Consider the following 19,064-nt stretch of genomic DNA (forward strand, 5'->3'; position numbering starts at 1 on the left):
GGGTTCAGCCAAAGAGGGAGGCCAGTATGTTCTATACCAGGCTTGTGGGAGTGGCCGGAAATCACGACGTCCCATCCCTCAGCTGCGGGAACGGCCTATAAATCGTTGCGGTCATGGATCATGTGGATGTGCAGCCCCTTAATCATGAGACTTACCGTTTCGGGTAGGGCCTCAGCCCAGGCGCCGCGGTCAATGTTGCCGCGGATAGCCGTAACTGGAGCAATGCGCGCCAGCGCATCGAGATGTGTGGGATCACCGATATCGCCTGCGTGGAGTATATGGCTGACGCCTCTATGGTCCTCCACCGCCTCAGGGCGGAGCAGGCTGTGGGTGTCGGATATGACGCCGATACGCTCGCCAAGAGGGGGCGGGCAAAGGGGGTGCTCGGGGTCGCCGCTGTGGGTCATCGTAAATCCGCTAAGGTCTCTTTGTCTGTCTGAAGTTCACCAGATAATTGTCACCAAGAGGGTGGGATACCACCCCATTTCTTTCAATTTTTGCGCGCTCCTGGTGCGCCTCCACCTGCATTGGCGGGTGCTTGCTGGCCTGCGGGCAAGGCGGAACACAGAACTTTTGCGGGTCGTTTCTCTCCTGGGAAGAGCAAAAGTTTCTCTTCCTTAACAGAGGCGCTGCTGGTGAGCAGATACACCGCCGCCTTGCACAACACAAAGAAGGAAGGACCGAAATGGACACCCCCTTAGAAATTGCGTGGCACAATCTCGAAAAGTCAGAGCCGCTTGAAGAGCGCATTCGAGAGCGCGTGAGCAAACTGCATCGCTATTTTAACCGGATCAACAGCTGCCATATCGTTGTAGAGCGGCCGCATCGCAGCCAATATCAGGGCAAGGAGTTCCACCTTCGGATCGAGGTGCGCGTGCCAGAACATGTACTTGTTATCAGCAATGATCCCGGCGACCGGAAAGATCATTTTGACCCCAATATCGCAATCCGGGACGCTTTTGACGCAATGGAAAGACGGCTTGAAACACATTCGCAGAAGGTGCGGGGCGATATCAAAACCATCTCCGGGCCGCCCCATGGTGTGGTTGTGAGGATGTTTGATACCTATGGCTTTGTCCGGATGAGTGATGGGCAAGAGATTTATTTTGCGCCCAATGCTGTGCTGAACGAAGGATTTGAAGGGCTCGAGGTTGGATCCCCTGTGGAGTTGACCGTGGCCGAGGGCGAAGGGGCGATGGGCCCTCAAGCTTCAATGGTCCGGCCCATCAGCGACGTGAGCCTTGAATCGGAACGCCGCGCGGACGTCTGACCTCACTTGGTTCACAAAGTCGGGGCATCTTGGCGTGTTTCTGGCCCGTCACCCCCCCCCCCATACCCGGGCTGTGATCCGGCAGCGGGCCAGGACCCTCGGGAGCGGGGGGGGGGGAGAGGAGATATCGACCGGGATCGAGAAACTGCAGCAGCAGGATCTGAACACGCCTACGCTCCACGAGAGTGATGGGACCCTGATGCTTTGAGCCACGCCGTGGGGCCAAGCCCTACGGCGTGGGTGGACGGGGCAAGCTCTGCCCCGTTAGAGAGGGGCTTATGAACGAATATATCATCATCCCCGATACTCACGCCGATATTGACCGCCTTGATCGGTCCCTGAAGGTCGCAGGTGAGACCCCGGTCGCTTTTCTGGGCGACTTTATCGATGCCGGGAGAGTGACGAAGCAGGTGGATGAGGAGGCTGTGCTCTCGCGGGTGCGGGGCTTGGTCGACAGCGGCCGTGCTGTCGCCGTCATGGGCAACCACGAGCTGAACGCAATTCTCTACCACCGCAAGGATGCCAAAGGGGCTTGGCTGCGGTCGCATACAGCGGCCAAAACCAAGCAACATCAAAGCTTCATAGAGGCCTTCGGTGTCGGGAGTAAGGACGCCAAAGAATGGACGGATTGGTTCCTGACGCTCCCGCTCTGGTACGAGCGGGACGGCTTGCGACTGGTTCACGCCTGCTGGGACGAGGCTGCGATCAAGATCATCAGGGCCCGACGTCCTGGTGGGCGGTTGCAGCTTGATGACCTCTCCGAAGTGGCTGCTGCCACGTCACCCTTTGGCAAGGCTGTCGAACGGCTGCTGTCGGGTCCAGAAGTTGCGCTGCCCGATGGCTACATGTTCCACGACACAAACAACCATGAACGCCGTACAGTGCGCCTGGCCTGGTGGCGCCCGGACGCAACCACGTGGCAAGACGCGTGCCTCTCCGTTCCTAAGCCCGACGAACTGCCCTTTGGCGCGCTCCCGCCTGATACCGCGGCCTTGCTCTACCACGCCGATGCGCCTCCGGTTTTTGTGGGGCACTACAAGATGAGCGGCCCGCCATGCGTTGAAACGCCCAATGCGGCTTGCTTGGATTATCCGGCAAGTCCCTGCGCCTACCGCTGGCGCGCCGGTGAGGCTCTATCAGCAGAAAATCTGATTGTCATCGAGGCAAACGAGGTCTGCCGCAGCCTGGTCGTGTGATGAAAGAGGCCGCTGGCCTATGAAACGCGTCTCCACGCCGCCCCCTCAGGGCACGGCATAGCGCGGGTCGAGCGGGGCCGGGGCTCAGTCCAGCGCGGATTTATCGAGTGCGAAGAACTGGTAGCTTTGACTGCGATCGCCCAAACGGAACTTAGGCTTAAGCACGTCTCATGCAACCGAGCGGTCTTATCCGATCGCTTGCCGGTTTCCTTCTCGATGATTTCGGTTGCTGCAGCACTGGCACGATCGGCGAACGCCTCGTGCTTCGAGGGTGCATCAAGGGATTTGGGACCGTCATCTGCCCGTCTTATTGCTTAGGAAAAAGGCCCCTCCAGCCAAGCGACCCTTGGCAACTTAGCATCGTGCCTCGGAAGGAGGGAACGAGGATCATTGTCTAAGTTCAAACGGGCGGCAGCCTTTACATTTGCGTTGGCTTGGCGGACGATTGTTGCCTATTTTCTGTTCGAGATCCGTCACGAATGCCACGAAAGCCCCCCCATCGCCCCTTTACACCTCAGCCCGCCCAATTGGCGCTGCGGCCCAAAACCTCGGGCAATGAAATCAACGGTTTGAACGAGACCGCGCAGCGTCAGCCGCGGCTGGTCTATTGGGCGCCCGATCCGGACGACATTCCGCACGGGGAAATGCAGCGATGGTTCTATTCAGTGAACCCTGATCACCCGGCACTGATTGCTGCGCGGCAGGACCGCCAGAAAGTCCTCGATACGCCGTTGGCCGATCTGGCCGCAAGTCAGGTAAACCGCAGTCCTGAAGATTGGACTGAGAGGCTTGCGCGCTTCGTCGATGAAAGTACCTGCGAAAAGGTCGGTGTTGCCGAGATGGATCCGGCATGGGCTTACGAAGGTGAACAGGTCACGCAGTCTAAGGTGATCATGATCGCGGTCAAACATGACTACGAGGCACTGAGCCAAGCCCCCGCTCCCGAGGCCGGGGCCGAGGTGGTGCGCCAATACGGGCGTGCAGCCGCGGCGGCCAAGACCATCGCATCGTGGCTGCGCGCGCACAGGGTTGGGAAGCCGACCCTGTCACCGGGCCGATGACCGGGGCCTTCACTCTGATCCCGCCGGCGCTGGCCTGCGGCTTCGGCGAGTTGGGCAAACATGGTTCGCTAATCAACCCTGAGTTGGGCTCTAATTTCCGTCTTGCCGCGGTGCTGACCGACGCGTCCTTTGCGCTGACCCCGCCACGTGCGCATTGGGTCGATGATTTCTGCATCGACTGTCGCATCTGTGAGGATGCCTGTCCCGCTGAGGCGATCCTACCTGAGAAACAGACCGTACGTGGCGATCACAAATGGTACGTCGATTTCGACCGCTGTCTGCCCTTCTTTAACGAGACTCATGGCTGCGCGATCTGCATCGCGGTCTGCCCCTGGTCACGTCCTGGGGTGGGAGAGACGCTGGCGGCAAAACTTTTACGGCGACAGCAGCGATTGGCAGCAGGGTAGGGTGCGCGCAAAAGGATGTCTCGATGCTTGATGTTGGTAGGCAATGCAGACTTTTCCGGCCTTCGCTGTATCTGGATGAGTTCCGCATCACCTGGGAAGACCGTTCGGAGGAAGCACAGACCTGATCGATGCACTGGCGGCCACACCGAGGGGCGAGCTTGTCGTCGAGGGGCAATGCCGCCAGCGAATCCCGTAGAGGCGGTAAACGAAATACTTGTATCACTGGGTGGGCTGTTCGGCGCTGTCTGGCGGCAGATCGGCACAGCAGGCGAAGACAAAAAACATCGGAAGCGAAAGGGAACTACCGCGGATTTTAATAACGCAGTTTCAGATCGCCTCAAATTCAATGGACCTTTGCCCGTTCGGCGCCGTGCTTCGGGAGCGGATGAATAAAACGATCTTAATCGCCAGCATGGGGAAGTGTGTCCGAGTTTGGAGCACAGCGGCAAGCTCTGATATGTTCTGTCTGTTTTTCTTGCTGTCCTATCCGATCCCCCGAGATGTACTGGGGCCATTCAATCGGATTGCAATCTTGACTACGTGCACGGGCTACTGCACATTCAAGTACACACCGCCGGAATCGGTCCGGACTCGGAGAAAATTTCCCTTTGATATCAGAGGGGTTTGCTGTTTGGCGCCTGCCCCTACCGCCGGAGCCAATTTCTTTGCAAGCATCTAAGGATAAACACACTTCGTGTTTGGCTCTGATGTTGTTCCACTGATTTGGCAGATTTGGTTGCACATGAGGTTGCCTCCGCTTCATTTCCCTCATCGAAGCAGGATCTCCGAAATCCGGAGATTGCATACCCCTTTCGAGTTACCTCTACCAGCAACGCGGACAATACTATTTTCGTCGGCGTATCCCTGAGTTATCCACATCTCGTTCGCCCGTCTTGGTTTCCTTAGGGACGAAAGACCCGAATTTTGCGCTTACATGTGTTGGGATGCTGACCATGGGGTTCGAAAACGTGCTGGATGCGTTTACCTTTGTTCTGGACGAGATACCAGAAGATCTGCTGCACCGTCACATGAAGGTGCGGTTGACGCGGTCGATCCAGAAGTCGCGTCGTCAGCGGGCGACTTGAATGGGTCTTGGGCCGGTCCGGTTTTGCCGCTCCGGAAAACCGTGAGCCTCTCCGGATCGCATTAGCTTCTCTCTTGCAGAACGGCGTTGGGAAAGCGTTTCCGACTAGCCAAATCAATCCGGAATGGTCGCCCGACATGCTGGCGAACGTCATGCGGTGTCACCGAGCAGAGGCCCATGCCCTTTCGGCACCGGAAACGATGAAAGCACTTACAGAGGAGTTTATCAACGCCACAGGAATGATTCCGAGGTCGATGGAACATCGCGCTCAAATCATGGAGGTCTATCTGGAGGCGCGGCTTGCCTCTCTGGACTGCCTCGATACGGACCAGGTGTCTGTTCGTGAAACGTACCAAGGCATGCTCCGCGAAATCGCGAAGCCCGTTTCCGAGGGCATCCCAATGCAGGAGGCCGCTAATCCGTAAACTAAGGCACCGCCCGCGAGTGTTGCCGTTGCGGCGAAACAGATTGAACCTGAGCCTGCGATTGCTGAGCCTACTCCCGTGTGTCTGACGCCCGGCGTTCAGCTTTCTGAGGAGCCGCTGACCATCCAAAGATTGACGGAGCAGTTCGAGGCAGCGCGAGACTGCAATGAACCGCTACACCGTTCGCCCGCCAAACAGCCTTACGGCGTAGACATCGCAGGCACCTGCGAGCGAAGCATCAAGATCGCGCAGGCAAAGGGCGAAATGGACGGCAAGCCCGCCGACCAGCGGCGCTCTCGGGTCAAAACATTTTGTTTGCTGACAGGCATTCAGACCGTCACGGAGGTGGAACAGTATCATTTGCGGATTTTCGAAGAACGGATTGAGGATCTCAGAAAGAACTTCTTAAAACGAAGAGACGATGCCTTCCTGACCTGGGCGGATATCGAGACTGAAGCACAGGAATTGGAAGATGAACAACTGGGTCGCGCTGCCTCGACCTACAATTCGTATCTTGATCAAATTGGTGCTGTGTTGAAACATGCGCGGGCCAACGAGCGGTCTGCCGTAGGTGCAGACCGCTGCTACGCCGGCAGGAGGATGTGCGCGCCCGCAGCAAGCGCTCCGCTTTCCAGCCTGACGAGATCAACGCGCTCTTCCAGCAACCGGTCTGGCAGGGCTGCCGCAGTGACGCGCGGCGGCACGAGCACGGCAATCAAGTCATCAAAGACGGACTGTTTTTCGTGCCACTGATGGTCGCTTATTCGGGCGGACGGATGGAGGAGATCGCAGGTCTGACCGTGGATGCCATCGTCGAGGTCGATGGCCAATACGGGTTTGATATTCGCTCCCATGAGGAACGCCGGATCAAAAACGCGCACAGCGCACGCCTGATCCCGCTCCATGAGCATCTACTCGAACTCGGTTTGCTGGACCATCGCGACAGGATGACGTCCAAAGGGGAGAGGTTGTTGTTTCCGGAACTGCGCCCGACCAGCGCAAAGAAAAAGTTCATGTCTGCCCTGAGATACAACTGGCGGAAACTTCGCGAGGGTCAGTTGGATGGCAACCCGAAAGGTCTTGATGGCCATAGTCTACGTCACAGTTTCAACCGAGCCCTTAAGACTCGGCCAGAAAGCACTTCGAGCTTTGCCGCGAGAAAGGGCCGCACCAAACTGGAAAGAGGCTTATAAACGCAGCGCTTTTAAACGCTTGGGACTCACTTCACGGCGGTCTCTGAGTGGAGCTTGAGGCCACAGAAAAATGGAGCGGCACGTCGCTTGCCCACCAGCAATGAAACGAAGCACTTAACTATTTGGCGAACTTCACGCGCGTTCTGCCCCATTGGCTGAACCACGCGACAAGACCTGCATGGTTATTCTTGGTTGGCGGTATCGTACAGTCCACCACTAGCAGCACGATCAGCAAGGCCCGCTCACGCCCTTCCCGGCAGCACCTCGCGCAGCCAGTCGAGAGACACGGCAAGCCGTTGCAGGCCGGAGGTGCGCGTTAGGTAGGGCGCGGTGATGTCGAGCGGGGGCGTGTCCAGCTGGCCGGGGACCAGCTCCACCAGCCGTCCTGCCGCGAGTTCGTCGGCCACCATGTAATCGGAAAACCTCGCCACCCTCAGCGGCCCGCGCGGGGTGCGGCTTCCTTGCGCGATATCCAACAGCGCCTCGGTCTGGCGCAGGTTCTCCTGCGCCGCCTCCAACAGCTGCCGTCCCTCCGGGGTCAGTTCGATCGCACGGGTGGAGCGGCGCAGCAGCGTGACGCCCAAGAGCGCCTCTAGCCGCGTCACTGTGCGCGACAGGGTCGAGGGTGCCACCCCCAGCCGCCGCCCGGCCGTGGCAAAGCCGCCGCCCTCCACCACCGCTGCAAACGCCGCGAGATCCCGTGTCTGGGGAAATTTGTGCGCGAAACGCAATGATCCTTTGGAAACCTGTCTGTTCACGCAAGGCCCTATCCGGTCCATCTGGGCGGGGACAAGCAAAAGCAGGAAACTTGCCACGCCCCTTGCCCTCTGGGCGCTGACGATCAGCATCTTCGCCGTTGGCACGACCGAATTCGTCATCGTCGGCCTGATCCCCACCATCGCCGCCGACCTTGGCGTCAGCCTGCCCTCTGCCGGCCTATTTGTCAGCCTCTACGCGCTTGGCGTCACCATTGGCGCGCCAGTGCTCACGGCGCTGACCGCACGCCTACCGCGCAAGACGCTGCTCTTGTCGCTGCTGGTGCCCGTCAATCTTCCGCAGGGCGCGGCCCCCGGTCTGCGCGCACAGGCCCGGGTGCTGACCGCACCGCGCTATCTGATCACGGCCATCTGCTATGGCAGTAATTTTGTCGCCTTCACCTATCTCGCCCCAATGCTCACCGATGTGACCGGGTTCCGCGCGATCAGCGTAAGCGTCATCATCCTGCTCTATGGCGCCTCGGTCGCGGCGGGCAACATCCTCGGCGGCAAGCTATCGATCGCAACGGGCCGGTGCCGGCGCTCACAGTGATCTTCGCGGGCCTGTCTGTAGTGCTGCTGGGCCTCGATCTGGTGCTGACTTCGCCGGTGGCCACCGTGGCGGCGGTCGCGGTCTGGGGCGGCTTTGCCTTCGCCAATATGCCGCCACTGCAAGCCAACGTGGTGCAGATCGCTCCTGAGGTGGCCCGGAAGCCGTCGATGTGGCCTCGGGCCTGAACATCGGCGCCTTCAACCTCGGCATCGCCCTTAGCGCTTGGCTTGGCGGTCTGATCGTTGAAGGCATGGGCCTTGCCGCTGCCCCCTATTTCGGCGCGCTGATCGTGGCAATGGGCATCGCGCTGACCCGCCTGTTGGGTCGGCTGGACACTCCTGTAGCCCCACGGCGCACCGTCGCGGCTGAATGAAAGGACATAGCATGACAATTGAACATATCGGCCCCACAGGGATTCCCGCACTAAGCTTTGGCACCTTTGAGATGAACGCGGGCGAGGCGCGTTAGATCACCAAAGCGGCTCTTGCCGAAGGCTACCGCCAGATCGACATTCGCGTTGAAAACAATAGCACCGGGACAATATGTGCTCGGATGCCTCATCGGACGTTAACGCTTGCGTTGGGAGCATCTAACGCCGCTCCATCGTTCTTGTATTCAATTCCGCAAGGTCCACCCCTTGTTCGACTGCAAACACCCGCGTTTCGCGCAACCTTTCCGCCGCGCCTGTCAGGTGGCTGGCAACGGAGCGCAGCAGGCTTGTGGCGACTGCGGCATCGTTTTCGATCACTGCCAGCAGTTCCTGCGCGCCAACCCGCAAAAATTTACTATCTTCGAGAGCGACCAAATTCATCGTGCGGTCTTCGTTCATGATCACGGAAAGATCGCCGATCAGCCGTCCGGGCACGATTTCAGTCAGAAGAACGTTCGATATCTCGCTTTCTGGCCAATACAACCCGGCCGAGCCTGACACGCAGAGATAGGCGGCGTCTGCTTTTTGCTGCGCGCTGAAGATTACCTGTCCTGTTTTTGGCTCATACCACTGCGCGCTAAAGGCCAAAAGGCGTTGCTGCTTGCGGTCCAATCCTTGGAAAAGCTCAGCTTGGGCGACAGCGCGTAGTTTGCGGTTCAAATCCTTACGCGCGTCTTCGTCCAGTCTCTCGACATCACGGGTTGCGCCGTCTATCCGGCCATCCTCAATCTCAACGAAAAGGTCATAGAATTCCGGATTGGAGAACTTCTTTTCGATGAAGATCTTGGTCGCATCGGGCAAAAGCTCACTGATCCGTTCCCGCATTTTGGACCGCATGTCGCTGTCATGATTGGCCATGGCGTTTTGCAGGATCAGAATGTCCGGCTTCTTGATCCCCGCACGGCTGAACGAGATGCGCTCGCGGAAAACGGATGGGATGTTGTCGCCGCCGGGGGTGGTTGGCAGATCGAAGATGCTTTGGGCGACCAACCCCCTTAGCCCATGTTCATCAAGCACCGCGACAACGATGTCCTCAACCTGCTTTTCCCGGGCACCGGCCAAGCTTGAGATTCTTCCGAAAATTGCATTGCCCAAGACCGACATCACGGGGATGTATTTTTTCGGGTCGATTTTTTCGAATAATCCATCAAGTTCAGCGACCATCTGCGCGGCGCTTTCCCTGCGGATATCAAGAATTCGTTCCCGCAAAGCATCGCGGAATGTGGGGCCGATTTGCTCTGCGGAAAACGCAAATGGCACTGTCAGCATCAGGGCAAAATCCTCTGGTGGCAGCCCAGCGTCGCCGACCTCTCGTCGCTTTGCCGCGATCTCGCCCAGACGGAGGTACAGTTCATCTGACAGATTAAGACGTCGGAACAGCGGGTGGTTCATGTCTTCTGTGCCGAAGGTCGCGGTCAGCCCTTCGATAACCCCTGCCGAAATCTGAACCAGTTCATCGACAAGTCCATGATCGCGCAAAATCTGGATGAATTTCTTCTCCTGTGCCAACGTCTCTTGCGGAAGCCTGCGGGTCGGGAGAGCATAAAGGAGGTTGGTGCCCAACGGCGATACCGGGCTGAACTTGGCCGGGTCAAAAGCATCTACGGCATCATTTAGCCCTGCCTCAGACAGCCGTTTGGCGATCTTTGGACGGAGCCGGACAATCGCATTCGTCAACTCCCATTGGGTGTGGGGATCCACGCAAGAGCTTAAGGCACGCCGCACCATAAAATCGTCGATGCCCATGGCCTCGACCAAGTGGAACCACCAGTCGCGGATTTCGTTTGAGGTGGTCAGACCCGCAAGCCCGGGCTCAATCCAATCCATGCCGAACGGGTCGGTACTGTTGCCTGTAAGGGCGGCTTCTGCTTGCCAAAGGGCTATGTCATCCCGAAAGGGTTCAGCGACGACGGGCTTGTTTTTGAAAGGCATCAACAGGTTTTCGCCAATTGTCCCTTGAAAGATATAGGGGGTCGAACTGGCATAACCGATCTTGTTGGCAATAGTGGCTTGATGCAGGTCATTCAGCGCCTGCCCGGCGATCCGCACTTCACCACGAGAGGGGATAACCTCACGCGTTAGGACATCAGCAAGCGCCAACGCAGCGGTCTCATTCCGGGCTTTGATAGCAATGCGCGCGCCTTTAGGCAGGACGAGGTTGATGTCTTCAAGAACCGGGAAGCCGTTGTCATTCAGCACAGTCACATTGCGCAGTTCAATATCGCCATTTAGATCCGGTAAGGTGTCGGGCGTGCCTTCGAACAATGCTTCGTCTACAATCGTATCTTGGGCGAATTTTTCGGTGACGACTTCCCAACGCAGAGACATATCTTGGGTTTGGTTGTAGTAGGTAAGCACCTCTTTCCACGGCGACGACAGGTCTTTATAGGCCGCCAATGCCGCGACAAGCGCGCCAACGGTGATTTCCCCGATGATCGCGAGGTATCCCCCGACAGAATAGAAGAAAAATGGCGTCAGCTGATTAATGAAGTTGTTCAAAAACTTCATGAAAAACTTCTTTTTGTACAGATCTAGGCGGATGCTGAACAAAAAACCAAGCCGGTTGGAAAACAGCGACATCCTGTGGCGCGCGCCACCATTTCTGCGAATGTCGCTTACACCGGCTGCCGTCTCACCGATCTCGGCGGCCAGTTTGCGCACTTCTTGAATTCGGTCTTTGTTGAGCAAGCTGACCTGACGCTGCAATCTTGGAATGATCCAGGCTTGCAAGGGGATAAGGGCGATGGACACCAGCCCGAACCAAAAGCTTTGGGCGAAGAGGAACACCAGAATCGTAAGCATCTGCCCGATCTGAAAGACGGGTTGCGAGAGCATATCGCCCATCAAGCCACCCATCGGCTCGGCTTCTGATGTCACCATAGACACCAGTTCGCCCTGACTGGTCGAACGGAAGAATGGGCGCGGAAACTTTACCATGCGCGATAAAAGCTGAAACCTGAACCGCCGTAGCAACCGCTCGGATAGGACACCTTTCATCGTGTTGAGCCGCATTTTCAGCAGCCCGTTCGCCAGTACCGATAGAAGAAACCCGACACAGAGAACCAAGAGAAATTCCACTTGGGTCAGGGTGATCCCCAGAACATCGATATCCGCGCCGGTGCCGCCAATCGCATCGTTGATGATACGCTTGGGCAGCTCTAGCGAGATATAAAGCAACGGAAACGTCAGCAATGTGATGGCCAGCAACACAAACTGGTTTCGTTTGGAGTTTTTCCAGATGAACTGAAAGAGGCTCTTATCCATCAAGGCCATCCGTTATTCTAGGGTCAGAGGTATATACCGATTTTTCCGGCTTAGGGGCAGAGTTGTTTAGCCGAGCGTGCGGGAAGAGGCGTTAGCCATGAAAAACTAAGGCAGGTCAATAGGCTGTCGTAGAAAGTCACATGGTTTTGCGCCGCCTTCCAGCAGCTCGGTCAGGAACTCGCGCGAGAAATCCCAGATCGCTTTGTCATGAACCAGATGGTGACTGAGAAACCCCAATGGTTCAGTGTCATCCGTCCGCCCCGCGCGCCGGTCTTGTAAGAGCGCGACCGTCTTAGCGATCACCTCGTCCGGTGGCACCAGCCCCCCGCCTGCGCGCCAAGCGATTGGGTCGACATGCGTGTTGATCTGTACCAGCCCCGCTACGTGTCGGGCGCGGCGGGGCGTGAAGGTCGAAAGCGCCACATAGCCTTGCGCGGCGAGGCCCGCTGTCACTTCTGCGTCAATCCGGTTCCACGGCGGGACGAACATCGCCAGCATATCGTGGCCGAAAAGCTGCCGCATGCGCGCCAAACCGGCTTGGGTTCTGGTGCTTGCATCTGGGTGTGGGTGTCCAAACTCAGCCTTCTTAGACCCCTCTGGCGCAAGATTTTCATGCGCCCAGCCATGGATAACGGGGATCATGGAACGTCTGTTTTTTGCGATCTCGGCCAGCGCGGACGTGGCTGTTTTGGGGATCACGGCAATATGTACGGGCAGGCCGATTTCTTCGCTGACCCCCAACAGCTTGTGCAAAGCGGGGGTAGGGGCGGTTGCATCATCGTCCCGCCACCAGATTGGCAGGCTCAACCCCTCCGCGCGATAGCGGGCCAGTTCCGTCCGCAAAGGGGACCAGTTAACCGTCACGCTTTCTGTGTCCGCATCATCGCTACACGCCGAACAGTCTCAGCCGCACCATCGAAACCGGTCCTCACTCCTGCGCGTTCGGGCAAAGGCGCAAGACGGCTGAGTGTGTCCAGCAAGCTGTCGGGCGTCAGGTCGGCACTGGCCAGAACCTCAATCCCCGGCAATTGGGCCAGCGCGTTTGCCCGGATGGTTTGCTCAACCTCTGCCCCTGCATCGAAGGGGATGAAAACGGTCTTGCACCCGGCCTGCAATACGTCAATCGCGGTGTTATATCCGCACATCGAAACCGAAGCGGCAGCATGAGGGAGCAGCGACCGAAAATCAGGCCGTGCGGCTTCAATAATGACGTTGGCAGGCGCGTCTGCGCGCCATTGGGCGATGCGCTGGTCTGCCTGTGCCCCACCAATCAACAGTCGCCATACCCGCCCGCCGCTCAAAGCAGCGCGCAGAGCCGCAAGAAAGATATGCGCGCCAACATCGCCGCCCCCCGCGCTGACGATGATTTCATCTTTGCCGACCTGTTCGCTGTGCCGAGCGGCGGCGGTTGGAGCGATGAAACCTGTGTAATGCAGCTTTGTACGCAGGCCATCGGAAACAGGCCAAGATGCGTCAAGCTTCATGACCTGCGGGTCGGCATGAACCAAAATCGCATCATAGAACCGGTCAACAATATTATGCGTTTTTTCAGCTTTTTCCGGTGATGAGGGCGGCGCCAAGATGTCGCGCACCGAAGCACAAATGAGCGGGCGGTCGGCCCGCGCATCGGCTGCTTCAAGCAAGGCGAAGAATTCGGGGCGTAGAATGCGGCGACCGAAGGGGAAAAGTTCGGTTATCAAAACATCGGGGCATAGTTGCTCAAATTCGTCGAGTATCTGGGCCTTGCGGGCATTCAGCAACGCAGGATGAGCCGGAGTGCCATCTGCGTCCAACAGCCGGGAGAAATTCACGCCATCCGACCGCAGCGGGGGGAGTTGTACGAGGGGCACATCGCCGCGATCGAGCAAAGGGGCCGGCATGCCGCCCGACACGACAGTAACCGCGTGCCCCGCATCCTGAAACGCGCGGGCAAGGTTCAATGCGCGGGCCAGATGGCCCGTTCCTAGCAGATGGGTGACGACGATCATCACGTTCATAAGCCACGCTCCACAAGGCGGGTGAAACCGTCCTCAAGTTGCCAGCTGCTCTTTGCAATGTGTATGGTATAGAGCCGATTGCGCTTGATCTGAAACGGGGCCGGGCTGTCGAAATCCCAGCCCGTTGCCTGCGCCATCAAGACACGCATCACACCAATATGGCAGACCGCAAGCGCGTCTTCCGTCAGTGCCTCTGCCCAACGGTTCAGGCGGTTTTTCACGTTTGTTAGGCGCTCGCCCCCCGGCGGGGAAAACTGCCAGCCCCAGTCCTCAATGTGGCGAAACCCGGAAGTGGTGTCTGCGAAGAGGTCATGGCTCTTGCGTCCTTCCCAGTCTCCGAAATCCATCTCAATAAGAGCTGGATCAGTCACTGGGTGTTGGCCGCTGACAATCTGGGCCGTTTCAAAGGCGCGGGCCAGCGGACTTGACCAGACCTTTGCGCTGTCCCATGGCGCAGGCAGGCAAAACCCTTGCAATTGCGCGCGCGCCGCATCGTCGAGCGGCACATCCGTCCGGCCTTGTATCCGCCCCTCCCGGTTCCAAGGGGTATGCCCATGACGCAAAAGTGCCAAACGGGGCATCAGGTGACTCCCACGCTGGCAAGGCCTCGCGTCAAGGTTGCAACGGCAGTGGGCAGCAGGTGATTTTCGGCCACGTGTTTGTGCGCGGCACGTCCTGCAATACGGCGGGTTTCAGGATCATCTAACAGACGCGACAGATTGGCGGCGAGGGCTACGGGGCCATCTTCTGCGGATGGATAATTTCTGCGTGCCAGCACCTCTCGCACACCGGGGCGATCCTGTGCCACAACCGGCAGCCCTGCGGCCTGAGCCTCAAGATAAACAAACCCAAAGGCTTCGTTCACCCCCGGCCAGAAAAGCAGTGACGCACGGGCATATGCCGCGTCGAGTTCTGCGGCGTTTAGGTTGCCAAGGAAAGTCACCTTCTTGCCAAAGGGGGCCATCAGGGCCATTACCTCATCCCGCGCGGGGCCATCACCTGCAATCTCAAGCCGCCAAGTATCGTCCGGCAGCAGCGCCAGTGTCTGGGCGATGATGCGGTAGGAGGCGATCTTGTCGCCTTCACGCATCATGCCCACGCTCAGCATCGGGCCATCTGGGGCAAAGGGTGCGGCAGCTAGTGTGTCATCTGTCAGAAAGGGAGCCAAGTGGATCAAATTCTGCGCAGGCGGCGCGTCTTTCCGCAGGGCTTCGGCATCGCGGACGGTAAGATAAAAGATAGCATCCGCCAGATCGCAGGCGCGTTCGGCGGCCATTGCATAATGCGCCCACGGCCCGCTAAGCCGCTTGGCCGCGCGGGTGGCTTCGACAAGTACATACGGAATGCCAAGCGCCTGTGCCACCGGCCCGCCGATCAAGTCAGGGGCTTTGTAGTAGGTGTGGTAGGTGATCCACGCGCGCCAGCCTTCCGCCCGGCCACGGGCGATCAGGGCGGGCAGGGTGGCATCCGCCTCTGCCATGATCTGCTGTTGTCGCGCCGCATCGCCTTTGCCGTCGCGGCTGCGCAAGCGGCTGGCAAGGATGACGGTATGCCCCGCGCTTTCTAGCGCCCGGATCAGCGCGCGCGCCATTGTGCGATCACCAGACGGCACCGGATGGTCCGGTGGCTTCATCGGCGCATAAAAGGCCAGGGTCATTCGGTCGCTTGGCCTAGCATGGCCCGCAGACGGTGATCAAGCTGTGCGATGCCGGGCGCCATGGTGAAGTCTCGGATCAAGCGCCGATGCGCGGCCTCGGCCAGACGGGGCCCGGTGGAAGGGTCGGCAGCAAAGGCGGCGATGGTCTGTGCCAGCACGATCGGGTCGTCGCTGCGCAGCAACCCGTGGGTGCCATCCTCAATGAACTCTGGGATGGCGGAAACCGGCGTGCTCAGAATAGGGAGTTTCTGGCTTGCGGCTTCCATCAAGACATTCGGCAGACCATCCCGGTCGCCATCTTCGGCCACCCGAGACGGAAGAACGAACAGGTCATGGGCACGCATCGCTTCAATCACCTCAAGTTGGTCACACGCGCCCCGCCACGTGATACAGTCTGCGACACCCCGGTCGGCGGCGCGGTCGCGCATCTGCACATCCAGAGTGCCACCGCCGATATGGGTCCAATGCCAATCAAGGGTGCCCGGCAGCAGCGCAAGCGCATCGATCAGGTTGTCAAAGCCCTTCTTTTCCACCAGTCGACCGACCGACATCAACCTGATTGGGCTGCCATCCGTGCGCATAGCGCGATCTGGCGGGGCAGGAAAACGGGCAAGGTCCAACCCGTGATACACAAGGCTGACGCGGCTCGGATTGTCGGCCAACCCTTGCAGATGCTCTGCTCCGAAACCAGTACAAGTCGCGCCGAATGTCGCGCCATAGTGATCCGGCGACAGCTTCTCGCGCAACTCCCATTCAGGAGAGGTCCAGATGTCCTTTGCGTGAGCCGAAAAAGACCACGGCAAGCCACGCAGGATCGACACATAGCGCGCCACCGATGCGGGCGTGTGCAGGAAATGCGCATAGAGACCAGCGACATCATGGCCCATCTCATGTGCCATGACGCAGGCCTGCCCCCAGCGTCGCCGCCGGTTTGGCGTGTCATCGCGGGCGACGTCCCGAGCATAGGCCTCGGCGGCAGCATCAAAACCGGGCAGGGCGACCGCGGCGCCGATGGCCTCTGCCACCCGGCGCGGCTCGTCTCGGAGGTATTCCGGCAGATAGCGCACTGGCGCCTGCAAGCGGGCATGGAGCGGATGTGTCTTTACATCTGTGGGGTGGCGCAGCGACCAGATGTCCAGTTCAAGGCCCGCTTCCTCCAGCGCCACAAGTTCTTGCGCGATGAAGGTTTCTGAAAGGCGGGGCCATCCTTTGACGACGACGGCAAGGCGGGGCTGGGTCATCGTGGCTCTCTTTTGCTCATCAGCGCATCGGCCCGCGCGATCACCGTCTCAAGCCCGCCGAGCACATCATTGGCCCCGGCCTCAGAGGGTTTGCCCTGCTGCGGCAGATTGCGGATCGCATCAATCATGGTCTGCGGGGTCATGCCGTCACGGGTCTCGTCCAGCATCCGCACCAGACCCATCTCCTCAGCCCGGCTGGCGCGCAGCCATTGTTCGAGACGTGGGGTGGTGCGCGGCACGATCACGGCGCGTTTGTCAAAGGAAAGCACCTCGCAAAAGGTGTTGTAGCCGCCCATGCTGATCACGCCCTCGGCGCCGACAAAGAGGTTTTCGATATGCCTGTCAAAGCCGATTGCCGTGACCCGCCCGCCCAGTTTGGCGACCCGCGCCTCAAAGCCTTCGCGCAGATCGCCCGACAGGAAGGGCCCATAGACCAGCACGGCGTTTGGTTTCAGGGTCGGGTCTTGCTCGTAAGCCGACAAGACAAGCGAGACCATCGCGGCCCCATCGCCGCCGCCCCCGGGAGTGATCAGCACATAGGGCGTCGCGGGGATCTCTGCCTCATTCGCGATCTCGCGTCGAAGATAGCCGGTCCAATGCATCCGCGCCCGGGTTTCTTTCGACAGCGGCAAGCCTTCGGTTGGGTCATACATCTCGCGCATGCCGTAAACCCAGATCTCGTCATAAAGCTCCTCGGCCGCACGCACAGCGCCTTTACGCGCCCATTCGGCGGCCAAGGCGGTCGGTTCGTCCAACACATCGCGCAGCCCTAGAACGCAGCGGGTCTGTCCCCGCTGGCGCAGCCCCTCAAGTGAAGGCAGCAATTCGCCGCGAAACCCTGTTGGTTCCTTGTCCACCACCAGTAGGTCAGGCTCGTAGCGTTCAATCGCCGCCTGTATCAGACCTGCGCGCAATGAGGTCGTGTCGTCGATGCCGGTGCCGAGGGACTGGCTGATATAGCTGCCATCGGGCAGTTTGGTCACCCCCGGCAGACGGATGTGATCGACACGTTCGGGAAAGGTGAAACGCCCGGCCACCGGAGAACCCGTCAGAATGATTGCCGAGGCGCGGGGATCACTTTGCGTCAGCGCGGTCGCCAAGGTGCGAGAGCGGCGCAGATGGCCCAGCCCAAAAGTGTCGTGGCTGTAGAACATGATCCGGCGCGGCGGCAAGTCTTCACGGTGATGTTGGGCAGCTTTTTGGTCCGCGCGTTTATCCATCTCAACCGCCTTCAAAGCCGCAAGTCACTACCGGACTTTCCGAAAATACCCTTGATGTCAAACAATACCGCGCTGGGTTTGCCCAATTTTCGCAGGGCGTCGCTGCCCAATTCGACAAATTCTGCGTGCCCCACTGCCACGATCACGGCGTCATAAACGCCAGCTTCTGGGGCCTCTATCCCGTTCACGCGGTGCTCTGATTGCAGTTTCTCTACCCCGACCCACGGATCATGCACATCAACGCTGACAGAATAGGCAGCAAGCTCTGACGCGATATCGGCGACCTTTGTGTTGCGGGTGTCGGCGCAGTTTTCCTTGAAGGTGTAGCCCATGATCAAAACCCGGGCGCCGCGCACGCCAATATCGCGACCCAGCATCGCCTTTACCAGCGTCTGCGCCACATGTACGCCCATCTGGTCGTTGATGCGCCTTCCTGCAAGGATGACCTGCGGGTGATAACCCATCTGCTCGGCCCGGTAGGTGAGGTAATAGGGATCGACCCCGATGCAATGTCCGCCAACAAGACCGGGACGGAATGGTAGGAAGTTCCACTTGGTGCCTGCCGCCTCAAGGACTTCCAGGGTATCCAGGCCAAGTCGCGAAAAGATCAGCGAAAATTCATTGACCAGCGCGATGTTCAAATCGCGTTGCGTGTTCTCGATCACCTTGGCCGCTTCTGCCGTTGCGATCGATGAGGCGCGGTGCAACCCGGCTTTGACCACGGGGGCGTAAATCGCCTCGACCCGGGCCAGAGTGTCGGCGTCTTGCGCGGCAATGATCTTGACGACATTCTCCATCGAATGTTCTGCATCGCCGGGGTTCACCCGCTCGGGGCTATAGGCGAGCTTGATCTGGCGCCTCGCGTCCAGACCGCTGCCCGCCGCCAGCGCCGGGCCGCAGACCTCTTCGGTCACACCGGGATAGACAGTGCTTTCCAAGATCACCATCGCCCCGTCGGTCAGATGCGGGGCAATGGTGGCGCAGGCGTTCAGGATCGGGTTCAGGTCGGGGGCTTTAGCGTCGGTGATCGGGGTTGGGACGGCAATGATGAAAACGCTGCATCCCTCCAGATCGGCGGCATTATCGGTATAGGTTGCGGTGCTTCCGGCCACGGCAGCGTCAGACACTTCGCCGTTGGGATCACGTCCCCCGCGCAGGGCCTGCACTGTTGCAGCGCTGGAATCGAGCCCAACGACGTCAAACTGGTTTCTGGCGAGCGCCAGCGCGAGGGGCAGGCCGACGTATCCAAGGCCCAAAACTGCGATGCGGGTATCAGGAGCGGGGCTGGGCAACGGTATATCCTTGGGGTCG

General features: G+C 59.2%; 21 protein-coding genes. 11 read left to right on the forward strand and 10 right to left on the reverse strand.

What is annotated here, in order from left to right:
- Nucleotides 1–95: 95 nt before the first annotated feature.
- The gene (locus WNY61_RS08155; RefSeq protein ID WP_342850973.1) at nt 96–407 is read right to left on the reverse strand and encodes a metallophosphoesterase family protein; all 312 of its coding nucleotides are present in this window, start codon (nt 405–407) and stop codon (nt 96–98) included.
- Between the two features lie 278 nt (nt 408–685).
- Between WNY61_RS08155 and WNY61_RS08160 the strand changes: the two genes are divergently transcribed.
- The 8 genes from WNY61_RS08160 to WNY61_RS08195 all read left to right on the forward strand — a co-directional run bounded on the left by WNY61_RS08160 (nt 686) and on the right by WNY61_RS08195 (nt 6,636).
- The gene (locus tag WNY61_RS08160; protein WP_342850974.1) at nt 686–1,270 is read left to right on the forward strand and encodes an HPF/RaiA family ribosome-associated protein; all 585 of its coding nucleotides are present in this window, start codon (nt 686–688) and stop codon (nt 1,268–1,270) included.
- A gap of 278 nt (nt 1,271–1,548) precedes the next feature.
- Complete coding sequence (locus tag WNY61_RS08165) at nt 1,549–2,466, forward strand: metallophosphoesterase (RefSeq protein ID WP_342850975.1); 918 nt, start codon at nt 1,549–1,551, stop codon at nt 2,464–2,466.
- Nucleotides 2,467–2,945: 479 nt separating this feature from the next.
- Nucleotides 2,946–3,527, forward strand: a complete 582-nt coding sequence (locus WNY61_RS08170) for a hypothetical protein (RefSeq protein ID WP_342850976.1) — start codon at nt 2,946–2,948, stop codon at nt 3,525–3,527.
- Nucleotides 3,476–3,934: a 4Fe-4S dicluster domain-containing protein gene (locus WNY61_RS08175; RefSeq protein WP_342850977.1), complete on the forward strand. Its 459-nt coding sequence runs from the start codon at nt 3,476–3,478 to the stop codon at nt 3,932–3,934. Before WNY61_RS08170 ends, WNY61_RS08175 begins: the two co-directional genes overlap by 52 nt.
- Before the next feature lie 803 nt (nt 3,935–4,737).
- The gene (locus WNY61_RS08180; RefSeq protein WP_342851106.1) at nt 4,738–5,019 is read left to right on the forward strand and encodes a DUF6538 domain-containing protein; all 282 of its coding nucleotides are present in this window, start codon (nt 4,738–4,740) and stop codon (nt 5,017–5,019) included.
- A gap of 136 nt (nt 5,020–5,155) precedes the next feature.
- Entirely contained in the window at nt 5,156–5,443 is a 288-nt protein-coding gene (locus WNY61_RS08185) for a hypothetical protein (protein WP_342850978.1), read from the forward strand.
- A gap of 78 nt (nt 5,444–5,521) precedes the next feature.
- Nucleotides 5,522–6,196 (forward strand): hypothetical protein, encoded by a 675-nt coding sequence (locus WNY61_RS08190; protein ID WP_342850979.1) that lies wholly within the window; start codon nt 5,522–5,524, stop codon nt 6,194–6,196.
- On the forward strand, nt 6,187–6,636 hold the full coding sequence (locus tag WNY61_RS08195; RefSeq protein WP_342850980.1) for a hypothetical protein: 450 nt from the start codon (nt 6,187–6,189) through the stop codon (nt 6,634–6,636). The genes WNY61_RS08190 and WNY61_RS08195 overlap by 10 nt, the downstream gene beginning before the upstream one ends.
- Before the next feature lie 242 nt (nt 6,637–6,878).
- Here the strand turns inward: WNY61_RS08195 and WNY61_RS08200 are convergent, their stop codons facing one another.
- Nucleotides 6,879–7,394 carry a LysR family transcriptional regulator gene (locus WNY61_RS08200; protein WP_342850981.1) on the reverse strand — a complete coding sequence of 172 codons (516 nt, stop codon included), beginning with the start codon at nt 7,392–7,394 and terminating at the stop codon, nt 6,879–6,881.
- Here WNY61_RS08200 and WNY61_RS08205 point away from each other — a divergent pair.
- From WNY61_RS08205 to WNY61_RS08215, 3 genes are read left to right on the forward strand one after another with little or no spacing between them, the layout of a single operon-like run.
- A complete protein-coding gene (locus tag WNY61_RS08205; protein ID WP_342850982.1) occupies nt 7,375–7,944 on the forward strand; it encodes an MFS transporter in 570 nt (189 codons plus the stop codon). The two genes, WNY61_RS08200 and WNY61_RS08205, sit on opposite strands and share 20 nt — an antisense overlap.
- Nucleotides 7,941–8,129 (forward strand): hypothetical protein, encoded by a 189-nt coding sequence (locus tag WNY61_RS08210; RefSeq protein WP_342850983.1) that lies wholly within the window; start codon nt 7,941–7,943, stop codon nt 8,127–8,129. Before WNY61_RS08205 ends, WNY61_RS08210 begins: the two co-directional genes overlap by 4 nt.
- Complete coding sequence (locus WNY61_RS08215; protein ID WP_342850984.1) at nt 8,114–8,317, forward strand: hypothetical protein; 204 nt, start codon at nt 8,114–8,116, stop codon at nt 8,315–8,317. Before WNY61_RS08210 ends, WNY61_RS08215 begins: the two co-directional genes overlap by 16 nt.
- Nucleotides 8,318–8,533: 216 nt before the next feature.
- Here the strand turns inward: WNY61_RS08215 and WNY61_RS08220 are convergent, their stop codons facing one another.
- The 8 genes from WNY61_RS08220 to WNY61_RS08255 form a co-directional block, all read right to left on the reverse strand.
- The gene (locus WNY61_RS08220; protein WP_342850985.1) at nt 8,534–11,638 is read right to left on the reverse strand and encodes an ABC transporter transmembrane domain-containing protein; all 3,105 of its coding nucleotides are present in this window, start codon (nt 11,636–11,638) and stop codon (nt 8,534–8,536) included.
- A gap of 105 nt (nt 11,639–11,743) precedes the next feature.
- On the reverse strand, nt 11,744–12,502 hold the full coding sequence (locus WNY61_RS08225; RefSeq protein WP_342850986.1) for a polysaccharide deacetylase family protein: 759 nt from the start codon (nt 12,500–12,502) through the stop codon (nt 11,744–11,746).
- Nucleotides 12,499–13,635, reverse strand: coding sequence for a glycosyltransferase (locus WNY61_RS08230; RefSeq protein WP_342850987.1), 1,137 nt, complete (start codon nt 13,633–13,635; stop codon nt 12,499–12,501). Before WNY61_RS08230 ends, WNY61_RS08225 begins: the two co-directional genes overlap by 4 nt.
- Nucleotides 13,632–14,216 carry a histidine phosphatase family protein gene (locus WNY61_RS08235; RefSeq protein ID WP_342850988.1) on the reverse strand — a complete coding sequence of 195 codons (585 nt, stop codon included), beginning with the start codon at nt 14,214–14,216 and terminating at the stop codon, nt 13,632–13,634. Before WNY61_RS08235 ends, WNY61_RS08230 begins: the two co-directional genes overlap by 4 nt.
- Nucleotides 14,216–15,292 carry a glycosyltransferase family 4 protein gene (locus WNY61_RS08240; RefSeq protein ID WP_342850989.1) on the reverse strand — a complete coding sequence of 359 codons (1,077 nt, stop codon included), beginning with the start codon at nt 15,290–15,292 and terminating at the stop codon, nt 14,216–14,218. Before WNY61_RS08240 ends, WNY61_RS08235 begins: the two co-directional genes overlap by 1 nt.
- A complete protein-coding gene (locus WNY61_RS08245) occupies nt 15,289–16,533 on the reverse strand; it encodes a glycosyltransferase (RefSeq protein WP_342850990.1) in 1,245 nt (414 codons plus the stop codon). The genes WNY61_RS08240 and WNY61_RS08245 overlap by 4 nt, the downstream gene beginning before the upstream one ends.
- On the reverse strand, nt 16,530–17,753 hold the full coding sequence (locus tag WNY61_RS08250; protein ID WP_342850991.1) for a glycosyltransferase: 1,224 nt from the start codon (nt 17,751–17,753) through the stop codon (nt 16,530–16,532). The genes WNY61_RS08245 and WNY61_RS08250 overlap by 4 nt, the downstream gene beginning before the upstream one ends.
- A gap of 11 nt (nt 17,754–17,764) precedes the next feature.
- Nucleotides 17,765–19,045: a nucleotide sugar dehydrogenase gene (locus tag WNY61_RS08255; RefSeq protein WP_342850992.1), complete on the reverse strand. Its 1,281-nt coding sequence runs from the start codon at nt 19,043–19,045 to the stop codon at nt 17,765–17,767.
- Nucleotides 19,046–19,064: the final 19 nt, after the last annotated feature.

Source organism: Sulfitobacter sp. AS92 (genome assembly GCF_038900015.1).
Taxonomy (GTDB): domain Bacteria; phylum Pseudomonadota; class Alphaproteobacteria; order Rhodobacterales; family Rhodobacteraceae; genus Sulfitobacter.

What these genes read in the sequence shown, in the direction of transcription:
- WNY61_RS08155 (WP_342850973.1), bottom strand. Translation starts at nt 407, where the DNA reads ATGACCCACAGCGGCGACCCCGAGCACCCCCTTTGCCCGCCCCCTCTT.
- WNY61_RS08160 (WP_342850974.1), top strand. Translation starts at nt 686, where the DNA reads ATGGACACCCCCTTAGAAATTGCGTGGCACAATCTCGAAAAGTCAGAG.
- WNY61_RS08165 (WP_342850975.1), top strand. Translation starts at nt 1,549, where the DNA reads ATGAACGAATATATCATCATCCCCGATACTCACGCCGATATTGACCGC.
- WNY61_RS08170 (WP_342850976.1), top strand. Translation starts at nt 2,946, where the DNA reads ATGCCACGAAAGCCCCCCCATCGCCCCTTTACACCTCAGCCCGCCCAA.
- WNY61_RS08185 (WP_342850978.1), top strand. Translation starts at nt 5,156, where the DNA reads ATGCTGGCGAACGTCATGCGGTGTCACCGAGCAGAGGCCCATGCCCTT.
- WNY61_RS08220 (WP_342850985.1), bottom strand. Translation starts at nt 11,638, where the DNA reads ATGGATAAGAGCCTCTTTCAGTTCATCTGGAAAAACTCCAAACGAAAC.
- WNY61_RS08230 (WP_342850987.1), bottom strand. Translation starts at nt 13,635, where the DNA reads ATGAACGTGATGATCGTCGTCACCCATCTGCTAGGAACGGGCCATCTG.
- WNY61_RS08235 (WP_342850988.1), bottom strand. Translation starts at nt 14,216, where the DNA reads ATGCCCCGTTTGGCACTTTTGCGTCATGGGCATACCCCTTGGAACCGG.
- WNY61_RS08240 (WP_342850989.1), bottom strand. Translation starts at nt 15,292, where the DNA reads ATGACCCTGGCCTTTTATGCGCCGATGAAGCCACCGGACCATCCGGTG.
- WNY61_RS08245 (WP_342850990.1), bottom strand. Translation starts at nt 16,533, where the DNA reads ATGACCCAGCCCCGCCTTGCCGTCGTCGTCAAAGGATGGCCCCGCCTT.
- WNY61_RS08250 (WP_342850991.1), bottom strand. Translation starts at nt 17,753, where the DNA reads ATGGATAAACGCGCGGACCAAAAAGCTGCCCAACATCACCGTGAAGAC.